The 15,394-nt window shown below is 48.2% G+C and carries 7 protein-coding genes; 6 read left to right on the top strand and 1 reads right to left on the bottom strand.

The features are described 5' to 3' along the window. Positions 1-145: 145 nt before the first annotated feature. The 5 genes from ACN6KS_RS25235 to ACN6KS_RS25215 all read left to right on the top strand — a co-directional run bounded on the left by ACN6KS_RS25235 (position 146) and on the right by ACN6KS_RS25215 (position 8,836). Positions 146-5,191, top strand: a complete 5,046-nt coding sequence (locus tag ACN6KS_RS25235) for a WIAG-tail domain (protein WP_440960750.1) — start codon at positions 146-148, stop codon at positions 5,189-5,191. A gap of 309 nt (positions 5,192-5,500) precedes the next feature. Beyond that, positions 5,501-6,343, top strand: a complete 843-nt coding sequence (locus ACN6KS_RS25230; RefSeq protein WP_440960749.1) for a glycosyltransferase family 2 protein — start codon at positions 5,501-5,503, stop codon at positions 6,341-6,343. Beyond that, on the top strand, positions 6,340-7,323 hold the full coding sequence (locus tag ACN6KS_RS25225) for a glycosyltransferase family 2 protein (protein ID WP_094871690.1): 984 nt from the start codon (positions 6,340-6,342) through the stop codon (positions 7,321-7,323). The genes ACN6KS_RS25230 and ACN6KS_RS25225 overlap by 4 nt, the downstream gene beginning before the upstream one ends. Further along, a complete protein-coding gene (locus ACN6KS_RS25220; protein WP_094871692.1) occupies positions 7,320-8,057 on the top strand; it encodes a glycosyltransferase family 2 protein in 738 nt (245 codons plus the stop codon). The genes ACN6KS_RS25225 and ACN6KS_RS25220 overlap by 4 nt, the downstream gene beginning before the upstream one ends. 47 nt (positions 8,058-8,104) lie before the next feature. Beyond that, positions 8,105-8,836, top strand: a complete 732-nt coding sequence (locus ACN6KS_RS25215; RefSeq protein ID WP_094871694.1) for a sugar phosphate nucleotidyltransferase — start codon at positions 8,105-8,107, stop codon at positions 8,834-8,836. A gap of 98 nt (positions 8,837-8,934) precedes the next feature. Here ACN6KS_RS25215 and ACN6KS_RS25210 read toward each other — a convergent pair whose 3' ends face one another. Continuing rightward, positions 8,935-9,813, bottom strand: coding sequence for an AraC family transcriptional regulator (locus tag ACN6KS_RS25210; protein ID WP_094871714.1), 879 nt, complete (start codon positions 9,811-9,813; stop codon positions 8,935-8,937). Positions 9,814-10,089: 276 nt separating this feature from the next. Between ACN6KS_RS25210 and ACN6KS_RS25205 the strand changes: the two genes are divergently transcribed. Then, positions 10,090-15,249, top strand: coding sequence for a glycosyl hydrolase family 8 (locus ACN6KS_RS25205; protein WP_440960748.1), 5,160 nt, complete (start codon positions 10,090-10,092; stop codon positions 15,247-15,249). Positions 15,250-15,394: the final 145 nt, after the last annotated feature.

Genomic DNA, 15,394 nt, shown 5'->3' with positions numbered 1-15,394 from the left:
CGGCGGCAGAAGCCTTTTTTTAATATAAGAAAATATAATTTTCATCAGAATCTTATTATGGGGCTTATCGCAAAAGGGTGTCATCAGCCCATACCGCTGCATATGATGCCTAGGAGAAACAACAGATGGAAGGAGGAGACTGCTTGTGAGGGGTTCCAAAAAAAAGCAGCCGCGCAGTCCACAAAAACGACTCTACTATGTAGATAATCCCAATATAAAGGAACTGAACATGCTGGAAGGCAAAAGCAGTTCTAAGGATTCGGGGAGCAGCAATGACGGAGTCAGTAAAGCAGAGCTCGCTGATGTTCAGGTAAGTGGAGGGGCAATAGCTGAATTCATTCAAGAGGAATCAATTTCCGTACCAGTTCTGCAACCAGAGCCTGAGCCTATAGTGGAAGAGCAGCTTCAGAAACAGGCGGATAATCTTCCTGAGACGATTTGGTTCGCTCCTGAAAAAGAGCGGTTCCAGCCCGTTTATACAGATGATCTATCGGATGCAGCAGTGACTGGGGCGAAAATCGCTCCACGCACTATTGATGGTTCAAAGCTGAAGTTTGGCATTATCGGTACACCATGGCTGCAAGATTACGCTGTGCAAAGTATCAATATCGCGGACAAGGCAGTTACTTCTTCGAAAATTGCGCCTGAATCCATTGTGGGTGAGCATTTAGCTGAAGGAAGCGTAAGTGGCGGTAAACTGCTGGATCATTCCATCAGTGGAGAGAAGCTGAAGAACGGTAGTATTAGTCCAGAGAAGCTGGCTGATCGGATTATCGGCGGCGGTCAAATTGCAGATAAATCCATTGAGAGCCGTCATTTAAGCGATCTGATTATTACGGCGGATCTACTGGAAGATGGCGCGGTTACTGGTGAAAAAATAGGAAGTAGCAGTATCACAGGCCGCCATGTGGCAAACGGGAGTGTTGACCGTTCTAAGCTGGCTGATGCAGCGGTATCTGGCGATAAAATAGCTGATGGCGAAATCAGCAGCTCCAAGCTGGCTGATGCTGTTATTGAGGGCCGCCATCTTAGCGATGCATTGATAACCGCCAGACATTTAGCTCCCGGAGCGATCGGACCAGAGCAGCTTGCCAACAAGCTTATTGGCAAGGAACAGCTCCAGTCGGGTGTTATCGAAGGTGCGCATGTAGCGGATGGTGCAATTGGTTCCAAGCAGCTAGGTACAGAAGTGGTGAGAAGCATCCACTTAAGTGCAGAAAGTGTACACGGCTCCCATATCGGGGATGGAGAAATATCGAGTCGCCATTTGGCTGACCGAAGCATTTCTTTCTTGAAACTGTCGGAGGGTGCGGTAGGTACTGCACAGCTGATTGAGCAAGCGGTCACCGCATCGAAGATTGCTGATCAAAGCATACTCGCACATAAGCTAGCAGATGAAGCTGTAACCACCAGACATATTGCCAAATCCGCTATACGCGGACCGCAAATTGCTATGCAAGCTGTTTCCTCTAATCATCTGGAACGTGAGGCTGTGAATCACTCCCATATAGCTTCGGAGGCGATAGGCTCGGAGCAGCTTATGGATGAAGCTATTCATACGGATCATTTATCCTCCGGTGCTGTTACTGGAGAGAAGCTAGCTTCAGAGTCTGTGGGTGCGGAGCATCTTCGTCCACAGAGCGTTACTTCTGCCAAGTTAGCGGATGGAGGAGTGAGCTCGGCTAAACTGGCAGCAGGATCGGTCATCGGCAGCACGATTGCTCGTGAAGTGGTGAGTGGGGAGCATATTGCTTTTTGTGCAGTGGAGGAGAAACATCTAGCAGATGCCAGCGTGAGCGGTCGTGCCTTGCAGGATGCTGTGGTGGATAAAGATCATCTTGCCACTGGAGCTGTGGAACGCAGACATCTCGGCGAAAATAGTGTGACTGCTGCTGCGATTCAGTCCGGTTCGGTTTCAGGAGATAAGCTGGCTTCTGCTGCGGTAAGAGAGGTTCATTTGGCAGCTGGAGCAGTGCAGCCACATCATCTGGCAGATCATGTGGTAACGTCGTTAAAGCTGTCTCCCGAAAGTGTATCGACGGATAAGATTAGTGATTTATCGGTCACATCGGCTAAGCTTGCCGATGGAAGTGTGGATTCCAGTAAATTAGCAGTCGCGGCAGTGCAGGCAGAGCATTTATCTGTGAATGCAGTTCATTCAAAATCCATCAGTGATAGTGCGGTTCAGAGCAGACATATGAATCCGGGAAGCATCGGCGGAGCACATATCCGGCCGTTGTCCATCGGAAATGGTCATATCATTCCTAATTCCATCTCTTCGATTCAAATGCAGGAGGGCAGCATTAGTGGCTCCAAGCTGGCCAAAGGGGCTGTGGATTCCCAGCATCTTTCACCGGGGAGTGTAGACGGCAGCCATCTATGCATGGATACGATTGAAGGACGTCATATCGGGCATGGTGAGATCAGGCTGGCTCATCTAGCCGAAGATGCACGCAGCTCTGACTTGTTGCCAGAGGGCAGTATTACCGGGGAGAAGCTGGCAGAAGAATCCGTAGATTCTATTCATCTTGTACGAGGAAGTGTAGACGGAAGTCATCTGAGTCAGGGTGCAGTAGAAGGTCGTCACATCCAGCATGGTGAGATCACACTGGCTCATTTGGCAGAAGAAACTTTTAGCTCTGAGCTACTGCCTGACGGTAGTATTACCGGCAAGAAGCTCGCTGAGGAATCCGTAGGTTCTATTCATCTCGTGGCTGGAAGCGTAAAGGGCAGTCATCTGAGCTCGGATATAGTGAAAGGACGTCATATTGGGCACAGTGAAATCACCTTAGCTCATCTAGCCAAAGATGCACGTAGTGCAGACTTGCTCCCAGATGGCAGTATTACTAGAGAAAAGCTGGCGGACGAATCTGTGAATTCAAGTCATTTAATACCTGGAAGTGTGAATGGCAGTCATCTGGGTCCAGATACAATAGAAGGACGTCATATCGGGTACAGTGAGATTACGCTGGCTCATCTAGCCAAAGATGCGCGTAGCGCAGACTTGCTTCCAGACGGTAGCATTACCAGAGAAAAGCTGGCGGACGAATCTGTGAATTCAAATCACCTAATACCTGGAAGTGTGGATGGCAGTCATCTGAGTCCGGACGCAGTGGAAGGCCGTCATATCCGAAATGGTGAAATCACTTTAGCTCATTTGGCAAAAGAAACACGCAGCTCTGAATTATTACCTGACGGCAGTATCACCAGTGAGAAGCTGGCCGTAGAATCCGTAGATTCAAATCATCTAGTACCAAGAAGTGTAGATGGCAGTCATTTGAGTCCGGGTGCAGTAGAAGGCCGCCATATCCGAATTGGTGAGATTACGCTGGCTCATTTGGCAGAAGAAACGCGCAGCTCTGAATTTCTGCCGGACGGTAGCATTACCGGTGAGAAGCTGGCAGAAGGATCGGTAAGTTCTATTCATCTAGCACCAGAAAGTGTAGGGAGTAGTCATCTGAGTCCAGATTCAGTGGAAGGCCGCCATATCGGTTACGCTGAAATCACCTTAGCTCATTTGGCAGCAGAAACTCGAAGCGCGGACTTGTTACCAGAAGGCAGTATTACCGGTGAAAAGCTGGCTGAAGAATCTGTAGATTCTATTCATCTGGCACCAGAAAGTGTAGAGAGTAGTCATCTAAGTCCGGGAGCAGTAGAAGGTCATCATATTGGAAATGGTGAAATCACACTAGCTCATCTGGCAGCAGAAACCCGAAGCGCGGACTTGTTACCTGCAGGTAGTATTACTGGCGAGAAGCTGGCAGAAGGATCGGTAAGTTCTATTCACCTAGTACCTGGAAGTGTAGGAAGTAGTCATCTAAGTCCGGGAGCAGTAGAAGGTCATCATATTGGAAATGGTGAAATCACACTAGCTCATCTGTCGGATGAGATTCGTGTTTCAGATCTGTTGCCAGATGGTAGCCTTACTGGTGAGAAGCTGGCAATTCATTCTGTAGATTCTATTCATCTGGTGCCTGGAAGTGTAGGAAGTGGCCAACTGAGTCCGGGAGCAGTAGAAGGTCATCATATTGGAAACGGTGAAATCACTCTAGCTCATCTAGCGTTAGAGACACGTAGCTCCGAGCTGCTGCCAGACGGCAGCATTACCGGTAATAAGCTGGAGGGCGGAACGATCAATGCCTTTCATTTGGCTCCAGGCAGTGTGTATGGCGGGCATTTGGCGGGCGATACGATTGATAGCCGCCATATCCGCTCAGGAAGCATTACCCTGAATCATCTGGCAGAAGAAGTGTGTAGTGCGGATCTGTTACCGGATGGCAGTATTACAGGAGAGAAACTGGAAGGTGGATCTATCCATTCTTTCCATCTTGCCCCAGGTAGTGTCTATGGTGGTCATTTGGTTGGGGATTCGGTGGATAGTCGTCACATTCGATCTGACAGCATCACCCTGAAACATCTGACAGAAGAGGTGCGTAGCGCCGATCTGTTGCCGGAAGGTAGTATTACTGAAGAGAAACTGGCCGAAGGTTCTGTGAATTCTTTACATTTACAACCGTGGAGTGTGTACGGAGAGCATCTTGCTGACCAGATTGTGGCAGATCGACATTTGCAGCCGGGTATCATCAAATTAGAGCATCTTGCGGATGAAACACGCAGTGCAGCGCTGCTTCCTGATGCGAGCATCAACGGAGCTAAGCTGATGGCAGGCAGCATTGATTCCACTCATCTGGCTGATGGTGCGGTAGGGTCGGCAGAGCTTCAGGATGAAGCGGTTGTGGCTTCCAAAATCTCTTCTTTTGCCATTCAAGCTCGTCATCTGGAGGAAGAAAGCGTTCAGGATTATCATATTGCTCCCGGTGCAGTAAATGGTGCCCATTTGGCAGTGAATTCTGTAAATGCTGAACATCTATCCTTCAGCCCGATTCAGACTGCAGGGAAGCGGGAGGCGCTTCAGCAGTTTGGGATGACAGCCTTTATGTTCAATGGGGATGCTGAGACAGTGGAGGTGACCGTATCGTTCGATGAGAACTTTGGTCATACGGGTTATGTGCTTGTCGCTATGACCAATCAACCTTACTTCTATGCTTCTTTAAAGAGCAGAGCCAATGGAGATGCAGTTATTCAAGTGGTGCGCTTGCGCGAAACTCCGCATTTCTACGGGGTCATCTCTTGGATTGCTATCGGCGCTCCGTTAGCCAAACCGGCAGTGGATGATCGTGTGTTTGATTGAAATTCAAATAGCCTCTCTTAAAAAACAGAGCAGCAATTCTCCTTATTGGAGATCGCTGTTCTGTTTTTAGGTCGTTAGCTACATGTACGGCCAAGTCCTAGTACCCGCTACGCGGCGTTTAGAGTTAATTGTGTCCGATAGCATATTTTGTATAAGCAAATGTGTCTCAGCTGAAGTTTGGCGGTGAGTACATTTGTCCTGTTTTCCACACGACAGGAGACAAAGGCCGTTACTCTGTTCGGCAAAGTACATAAACTGTGATGTAACCCTCAGCCTGACGAATAGGCTCTGTAAGGAAGGTGGATGAGCATGAAGCCCAAACGTACTTCTGCCCGCCGCACGGGACGGCGGGTCTCTCGGATCAAGCGGCGGACTTCTCGCCCAGTGCGGCAAGTCGCTGCAGTCCCTACTGTTAACCATCCAAATCCCTATGTTTCGGTTATTATTCCGGCCATGAATGAAGCGAAGACCATCGCGGGAGCGATAGCCGGAGCTAGAGGAGTCCATCCGCGCTGCGAGGTTATTGTAGTCGTCAACGGATCAGCCGATCAAACGGCAGAAATTGCCCTTTCGCTTGGTGCGCATGTTATTTCCTATGAGTTACCGCTTGGACACGACGTTGGCCGCAGTGTCGGAGCAGAGGCAGCTAAGGGAGAGGTTCTCTTGTTTACAGATGGGGATTTAGTGATTCCTGCCTCGGGGCTACGTCCTTTCGTCACGGCTGTTAGCGGTGGCGCAGACATAGCGCTTAATGATTATTCCGGACCGGTACGGAGCCTTTCGCCCCATCCGGTGGTGCTATCCAAACATGCACTTAATATTTTGCTTGGCCGTCCGGATCTAAAAGGATGTTCGATGACGGCGGTTCCGCATGCAATCAGCCGAAGAGCGCTTGAAATCTTAGGGAGTCAGTTATTATCTCGTCCCCCTCTGGCACATGCTCAGGCAGTTCTGAGTGGTTTACGTGTGGTGGCTGCTCACAAAGTACATGTAGGCAAACTGAATGCGGTCAGACGTAAGGAGGATGGCACAGATCCTTTGCAGCAGTTGATTACAGCAGATCATATGGAGGCTGTATCCCTCTTGCTTGAACACCGGGGAAACAGGGCGGGGTTTAGCGACGGAACCCGGCGCAGAGAGATGGTGAGATGATGGTTGCTCTGTTACAAGTATCTGGTAGCTCTGCCGTTCGACGAGGAACAGCAACTCGTACGGTAAAGAAACGTTCAGCATCTAGTCAGGCCAAAACAAAACTGGCACCCCGCCAAAGGGGAGCGAATCGTTCGGTAAAAAGAGGCACCCCTACCGCTCGGCCACCGATTCTGTCCCGGCAATCAAAGGTAGGTCGCGAGGTATTGAATTTACCGTGCTTACGTGGGACCTTGTCAGTTATTATCTCCGCGCGTAACGAGGAGCAGACCTTGGGACATCTGCTGCAACAGGTAACGCGGCTGGGACCTACTGAAATTATCGTCGTGCTTAACGGTTGCAGCGATAGCAGCTTTCCCATTTCCAGACAACATCGTCAAGCTATAGTTGTGCATTGCCCGGAGTCCGTTGGACATGATGTAGGGCGGGCTATTGGTGCGAAGCTGAGTCGAGGAGATATTCTACTCTTCCTGGACGGAGATATGGTTATCCCTGCAGCTCAGCTCGGATTATTCACAGCTGCTGTAGATGGTGGAATTGACGTGGCTCTTAATGATTTGGATCCACTGATGCCTTCTTTTGGATTATGCGATGATGTTACTCGCAGCAAGCTGTTTCTGAATTATGCTCTTGGACGGTACGATCTCGGAGTTAGCTCTATGACGGCTGTCCCGCACGCGCTTTCCCGGAGAGCATTTGAGACCATAGGCTACCGTGAATTAATAGTTCCTCCTAAAGCCCAAGCTCGTTCTGTATTAGAGAAGCTAAGGGTGGAGAAAGTTGGAACGGTGAATGTGATTAAGCATAACCGGCTGCGTCAAGCGAATATAGGTGCTGGAAATGCTGTGGAGAAACTGATCATAGGGGATCACGCAGAGGCTCTCCTTGAGGTGCTTTCCCGTCAAGATGATGGGGGCCTACTTAATAGCGAAACGCAGCGCGAATACCGCAGACAAGTAGCTGCTTGGAGGAACCGGATATGACGATGACTAGTATTATTATTCCGACCTACAACGCGTTGCCTCTGCTGCGGTCCTGTGTGGAATCGATACGTGCTTATACTCCACTGCCTTACGAGATCATCGTTGTAGACAATGCCTCATCAGATGGAACGGATGCCTATTGCCGTGCGAATCGTATAACGTTTATTTCATTGCCTGAGAATCGAGGTTTTCCATCCGCCTGCAATTTAGGTCTACTTCTAGCATCAGGGGATGAATTGTTACTGCTGAATAATGATGTGGTAGTTTCTCATGGATGGTTAACTAATCTGAAGAGATCGCTATATAGTGCTCCTGAAGTCGGTATTGTTGGGCCAGTGACAAACTATGCGAGTGGACGTCAACAGGTGAAGACTGATTATGAAAGTCTGTTAGATTTTCATAAGGCTGCAGAGATAACTAACCGTTCCAATCCTCAAAAATGGTTGGAGACTAAACGTTTGGTAGGATTATGTTTTTTATTCAAAAGAGAGCTACTTACTTCCGTAGGTCTGCTGGATGAGAGATATTCACCTGGACATTACGAGGATGATGACTTTTGCTATCGCGCCAGGCTAAAGGGGTACCGACTGCTTATCGCAGGAGATTGTCTGGTACACCATGAAGGAAGTGCGAGCTTCAAGCAGGTATACCACACCGGGCTACAGGAGCTGGTGGAACGAAATCGTAAGCTCTTTATGAACAAATGGAATGTGGATCCAACGAGTTTCATATAAAGTGCAGATCCGAAGGCAAAGGACTTAGATAAAGAGGAGGAAAGTAAGTGAAGGGAGTCATACTGGCGGGCGGAACAGGATCCAGACTGTGGCCGCTGACCCGGCTTATGAACAAACATTTGCTTCCGGTCGGCAAATATCCTATGGTCTGTTACGGCATAGATCGGCTTCGCCGGGGAGGGATTACCGACATTCTTCTGGTCATCAGCAAGCAATCTGCGGGTCTGTATACGGATTTTTTAGGCAGCGGTGCAGCATTTGGTGTATCTCTGACTTATAAGATTCAGGAAGCTGCTGGAGGCATTGCAGAGGCTCTCGATTTAGCAGAAGGATTCATTTTCCCTGGGGAACGGTTTGTCGTATTGCTTGGTGATAATCTATTTATGGATGATCTGACGCCTTACGTGGAGAGCTATCTCCGGCAGCCTGAAGGTACAGCCAAGGTATTGCTGAAGCCGGTGGACGACGCACGTAGATACGGTGTTCCCGTGTTCGATAGTCAAGATGCTGCATGGATCGCTTATATCGAAGAAAAACCCGAGCATCCCAAGAACAAATTTTGCGTAACAGGTATTTATATGTACGATGAAGCTGTATTTGACATCATCCGTCAAGTATCCCCTTCCAAGAGGGGGGAACTGGAGATTACCGATGTAAATAATATATATGCTGCTAACCGCAGGCTCAGCTATGATGTTCTCAAGGATTGGTGGAGCGATGCGGGGACGTTCCAGTCTCTGCGGGAGGCGGGAGAGAAGCTGAAGGATGCACTGCCATAAGTGGCAGCGGTAACGTGGAGTGGCCGGCCTTGGGTCGGGCACTCTTTTTTTTATAAAATATAAGAAAGTGTATCTTTCACCATACGAAGCACCCGATCTCATGCTTGCGTAGAGATATTATCTTCATCAACCCGGTTCTGTTTGCGGTATTTGAGCGGTGAGGTTCCGGTCATGGTTTTAAATACTCTTCCAAAATGGGTAAGGTTACCAAATCCTGCACGCTCAGCGATTTCCGAAACGGTTAATTTGGAGTCCTGCAGCAGAGAGCGGGCTTCTTTGAGGCGGGTATTATTTACATATTCGCTGAAAGTAAAACCGGTTGTATCCTTGAACGTTCGGCTTAAATGGGAGGTGCTTATGGAGAACCTGTCCGATATGTATTCCAGAGACAGAGGCTCAGCGAAGTTACCGTTGATGAAATGGATGATTTGGGAAATTTTCTTATGGGTCCGGTTCGTTACTACAAAATGCTCGTTTTGATCCGGAAGCTTTTTTCGTTGGATGAAGATCAGCAGCTCCATCAACAGGATTTTCCGATAGTAGTCGAAGCCTGGAGGTCTCTTGGTGTCTTCATGAATCAATTTGCTGAAAAGATTCTCGACAAAGTTCTGGTCGTAGCCGCTTAACTTGATCGCATTTGATCTGGAGTGAAAGCAGGAGAAGAGGTCGAATGGAAGAGGGCTGTCCGCAAAAAAGTCGCGAAGGAACTCTCTTTTAAACAATAAAGTAACTCTTTCGTACATCATACCGTTTACATTAATCAGTCTGTGCAGGTCATTAGCGTTAATGAACAATAGAACCCCGCTGACGATTTGAAAGGTTCGGTCTTCTATAAAATAGTACAGTTCTCCAGACACTAAGTAGAGAATTTCATAAGCATCGTGATAATGATTTGAAGGCATACTTGAAACATTTTTTTTCTCTCGGCTAATGTGAAAGGGATCAGACTTGTAGAAGTTGATTTCCAGGGGTGTCATCTCCAATCCGGCGGGAATGATCCTCGCACTCGTAGAAACATGATCCAAATCTGAATCAATCGTATCACGTTCATTGACCTGTTGAACAGGCTAGAAATTAAATAGCGGTAAAAGTAGAAAATCATTAACAATAACAAAATATGCAGAGATTGAATAGAAATGAATGCGCTATATTTACATATAAATTGTATTTAAGGAGGGGAAAAGAAAATCAGGGTCCGCTGCAAGTGAAAGTTAAAGCGCTTAAACTATTATTTGCGAAAAGAGGGAACGAGAGTGCAAAAGAAGGGTCATTTGAAAAGAAGGCTGCACCAATCCATTTCTTTGTTGCTCGTGCTTTTACTGCTGCCATACCAGATTGCAAATGCTGCACCTGCACCAGATGCTGTCGGTTCAGATTCAATACCCGGTGTAAAGACGATTGCCGAATGGGTGTTTGATGAGGCCGCTGAAAATGTGGGGGTAATCTCGGCTACATACGGCATCTATGAGACAGCGTCTACTTTTCGCAATGTAGGCGGTGTGTTCGAGGATGTGGATGTAAGCAAGAAAGCGATCAGCTATCAGGGCTGGGACAATGGAAACGGGAAAAAGTATTGGCTTGCTGCCGTGTCTACAACCGGATTTGAGAATATTACCTTATCCTCTGAGCAAAATTCATCCGGGTCAGGTCCGCGTGATTTTAAAGTGCAGACAAGTGTAGACCGACAAACGTGGGAGGATGTGCCGAATACGAATCTTAAAATGGCTGTCTCCAGTTTTGATTGCCCGGGCGATATCTGCAGACTGGTGAATACTCCCCTTCCGAACAGCAATGATCGGGAAATATTATATATTCGCTGGATCGTCAGCTCCGATAGCAACACTAGAGGGAATGATGAGGGCATAGGGGGTTCAGGTTCCAGTAGAATCCGAAATATCAAGGTGTCCGGCGAGCCGATCCCGGGGAAAGAACCTGTCATTCCTACTGTAGATCTTGTCCAGCAACCTGCAGACGGTTCTGGAAATGTGTCTCCCGAAGCTCCCGTTGAAATCAAATTCAACAAGGCCATTGCCCTTGATCCGGGCTATGCAGTCCGATTTGCCGATGAGAACGATCAACCGGTTGATGGGGTTACACTTGAAGTCTTAAACAGAGATACTTTGCGGATAAACCATCCTCCGTTGACTTATGGGAAGTCTTACACGGTAACTGTACCCAAGGAGCTTATCAAGGGGGCAAATCTTGTGCCGCTGGTTCGGGAAGTTTCCTGGAATTTTGGCGTTCAGGATTCGCCTCTTGCTCCAAAATCCATTAATATGACGTTTAACGGAGATCCAAAGACGAGCATTGCCTTGGCCTGGTACACGGATGCAATGACGGATACCGTGGTACAGGTTATAGAAGCCTCAAAGGTTATGGGGAACATTTTCCCGGAGAACGGGGCTTTGACTTATCAGGGAGAGGCCGATGAAATTGAGACCTTTATGAGTAAAAGCGATAGAAGCACGAACCATAAAACGAAATTTATTAGTCATAAAGTCATTGCAGACCAGCTTCAACCGGGAACAGCTTACAAGTTTCGGGCAGGTAACGGAAAATCAGGTGATTGGAGCTCTATCGGTTCGTTCACTACGGATGCTGCCGGCCACCAGCCTTTCCGTTTTATCGCCGGTTCCGATTCACAGGCTTCCAGCAAGTCTGACTTTGAGCCTTGGGGTGATACCTTCCGGAAAGCAGTTGATTATATAGGCGACCCTAAATTCCTGATCAGCGCCGGAGATCTGGTGGATAACGGTGATTTGGAGGAGCAGTGGCAATGGATGCTCGGGGCAGCCCAGAATCAATTGCTGCAAGTGCCATATGTGCCTGTACTTGGCGGTCATGAGGTCATGGATTATGACGGAGATGAGACGACACCGAATAACAACTTCTACAACCATTTCAACTTGCCGAAACAGGTTGTTGCGGATACCCAAGAAGGCTCTGTGTATTCTTTTGAATACGGTGATGCACTCTATCTTGTCTTCAATTCGCAGTACTCGGGGGCACTTGCAGAGAATGGGAAAGATGTGGAATGGGCGGATGACCAATTCTGGGACCAAGTGGCCTGGATGAAGAGTACGGTCGCCCGCAGCGACAAGAAGTGGAAGTTTGTTACTTTTCACAAAAGCCCCTATGCAGCAGGCGACAACTCTGCACAATGGGAAGACGATCGCGTCCAGTTTTACAAGAAATACCTGATTCCCGCCTTTGACGAGATGGGCATTGATATGGTGTTCGAGGCCCATGATCATATGTATATGAGATCCTTCCAAATGTACAATGATGAAGTTATTCCCAAGGAGAAGCTGACATTTGATAGAGAGGGCAATGCGCTCAACCCCAAAGGTACGGTCTATCTCATGTCCAATGCATTCGGAAATAAATTCTATTATAAGAACAATCAATATGAACTGGATGAGAATGGAGAACCCCGCGAGATTCGGGACGAAAACGGGAATCCGGTTCCTTATGATGATTACTTTGCAGCTATCGACGAACAGCCGGAGAAGAAGATGTTTACGGATGTTTCCATCACTGACCGGGTGCTTTCCTTTACAGCGTATACCGCAGCCGTAGCAGATGAGAGTCAGCCGGACACCGTTGGCGACGGACTAAAAGCATATGACAAGTATGGGATCAAGCGAACGGACACCAAGCCGGACCCGGCGGAAGCGGTGAAGGTGAAATTGAACGGCAGCAAGGCGGTTCTGACCTGGAGTGCACCTTCTGCAAGTACAGAACCAGTAAGAGGATTCCGGATTTATGAGAAGAATGACAAGGTGAAGACACACTGGAGTATATATGTGCCGGTAGCGGAAGGTCAAACGGAATACACCTACACGGTAGATGATATCAATCCTGCAAAAAAATATGAATTTATCGTCAAAACGGTCGGCACAAGAATTAATTCAGATCCGGTTGAAGTCAGAACAATCGAAGGTCCAAGCGAGTCGGAGCCGCCTTCAGCACCTTCTGATTTAAAAGGAGCTGCGGTTTCTCCTTACCAAATCAACCTGAAATGGACGGCTTCGGCCGGTAACATTCAGGCAGCAGGCTACAACGTATACCGCAACGGCAGCAAAGTCGGCACGACGAAGGAAGTCTCCTACGGCGATACCGGGTTAACTCCGGATACGGCCTATAGTTATACTGTGAAGGCCTATAATGCAGAAGAGATGGAATCGCTGGCGAGTAATACCGTTCAAGTAACGACCAAACCTTCATCCACTGGAGCGGGTGTCCATAAGGCATTTCCGCAGCATACGTCTTATGTGGCTGGCTCCATTAAGCCGAATCACTTGACTCAGGCCCAACTGGACGCTACGGTGGGCAGATTATATACCGAGTGGAAAACGAAATATCTGAAACAAAATCCATATCAGTCAGACCAATATTACGTATGGTATAGCGATGGTGACTGGTTTGAGAATAACGAGATTACAGTTTCGGAAGCACATGGCTACGGAATGCTGATTACCGCTTTGCTCGCGGGTCATGATCCGGAGGCTAAGAAGTATTTTGACGGGATGTATCGCTATTTCAGAGCACATCCAAGTGAAATCAATCCCGATTTAATGGCATGGCAGCAAGCGGATACCGGCACCAAAATTATTGATATCAATGGTGTGGATTCGGCAACCGACGGCGATATGGATATTGCTTACGCTCTTCTGCTTGCCGACAGCCAATGGGGCAGCAGCGGGGAAATTAACTACTTGTCCCAGGCCAAAAAGGTAATCAACGCCATTATGAAAAGCGATGTCAACCATTCCGAGTGGACATTGAAATTGGCGGATTGGGTCAGTGACAATGATTCCACGTTCGGCAATGCTACACGTCCTTCCGATTTTATGCTGCAGCATCTGAAAGATTTTAAAAATGTATCCGGAGACCCCAATTGGGATCGTGTTACCGATAAGACGTACAACATCATTAATAGTCTGTATGAAAATTACAGTCCCAAAGCCGGTTTGTTGCCGGATTTTGTATTCAAGGATGATACGGATGGGCAATACAAACCGGTAAGCCAGAAGATATGGGATACCCCGGATGGATACTTCCTGGAATCGGAAAATGACGGGGATTACAACTACAACTCTTCCCGTATTCCCTGGCGGATCAGTACGGATTATCTCCTGACAGGTGATAACCGGGCTAAAGAGCAGCTCAGCACGCTGAACCGCTGGATTCGGGCCAAGGCGGATAATGATCCGGCCAAGATCCTTGCGGGATATAAGCTGGACGGCACGGAAGCAATCAATGATTATGCAGACACATCCTTCTCCGCACCGATGATGGTCAGCGCCATGATTGATTCATCCAATCAGGAGTGGCTGAATAGATTATGGGATTATAATGCGGCTGTTTCCACCGAAGACGATTTATATTTTGGCAATAATTTGCGTCTGCTCAGCATGATTGTGGCATCCGGCAACTGGTGGACACCAACCATCGTTGATACTGAGGCTCCCATGGAACCAACAATAGAGAGAGCGGAAGCGGTATCCAGCTCTGCTATTGATTTAAAATGGACACCTTCCACGGATAATTTGGGAGTAACGGGATACAGGATTTACCGCAATGACGTTGAAATCAAGACACTGGAGGCAACAGAATACAGAGATAGCGGTTTATCTGCGGATACCCAGTACAAATACTATATTATAGCTGTTGATGCAGCAGGAAATACGTCCAAGATAAGCAATGTGAGAATCGTATCTACATTAAAGGCCAGCGGGGACGGTGGCTCGGGCAGCGGCGGAGGTGGTAACCCGACTCCAACGCCAACGCCGGCAGCTCTGAAGCCAAGTGAAGGTCCGTCGACAACACCGGCACCCACACCGGAACTGCAGCCCAAGAAACCTGTTTTCAGTGATATCGGCAGCCATTTGTGGGCCAAAGAGGCTATTGAAGCTCTGGCGGCTAAAGGAATCGTTCAGGGAACGTCGAGAACTTTCTTTGAACCGGGCGCCAAGATGAAAAGAGCGGACTTTATATTGCTTCTGGTCAGAGCGTTTGATTTAAAGGCTGGTTTTGAAGTGAGCTTCGCGGATGCCGATCAGGACGCATACTATTATGAAGCGCTGGGAATCGCCAAACAATTGGGCATTGCCAGCGGAGTCGGCGGCAACAGGTTCAATCCGGGAGCAGAGATTTCCCGGCAGGATATGATGGTATTTATCGTAAGAGCATTGCAGAAGTCAGGAAAATTAGCAGAAGCCGGTTCCATCTCCGACTTTGGCAAATTTGCGGATGCCTCTAAAGTGGCTGATTATGCCGTGAAGGCAGCAGCCGTACTGGTCAGGGAGGGCATTGTCCTTGGTGACGGGAAATTGCTCCATCCAACGGGAGCTGCAACCCGCGCCGAAACGGCGGTTCTTTTTTACAGAATCATTAATAAATATTATTAATCCAAAAGACCAACAGCCCGTTCCAATGGACCGGGCTGTTGGTCTTTTATTTTCCATATAGACGGGCTGTTTCAATCTTCTAAAGTATCCTGTGTCCGCCAATCCGCTTGTATAGAGCCCTAACTTGCCTTTATATCCTCGGCAC

The organism is Paenibacillus nitricinens, assembly GCF_052056485.1.
Classification (GTDB): domain Bacteria; phylum Bacillota; class Bacilli; order Paenibacillales; family Paenibacillaceae; genus Paenibacillus_AQ; species Paenibacillus_AQ nitricinens.
The sequence above is the reverse complement of the archived record's forward strand: the minus strand, read 5'-3'. Positions and strand labels throughout refer to the sequence as shown.

What these genes read in the sequence shown, in the direction of transcription:
- ACN6KS_RS25230 (WP_440960749.1), top strand. Translation starts at nt 5,501, where the DNA reads ATGAAGCCCAAACGTACTTCTGCCCGCCGCACGGGACGGCGGGTCTCT.
- ACN6KS_RS25225 (WP_094871690.1), top strand. Translation starts at nt 6,340, where the DNA reads ATGATGGTTGCTCTGTTACAAGTATCTGGTAGCTCTGCCGTTCGACGA.
- ACN6KS_RS25220 (WP_094871692.1), top strand. Translation starts at nt 7,320, where the DNA reads ATGACGATGACTAGTATTATTATTCCGACCTACAACGCGTTGCCTCTG.
- ACN6KS_RS25210 (WP_094871714.1), bottom strand. Translation starts at nt 9,813, where the DNA reads ATGACACCCCTGGAAATCAACTTCTACAAGTCTGATCCCTTTCACATT.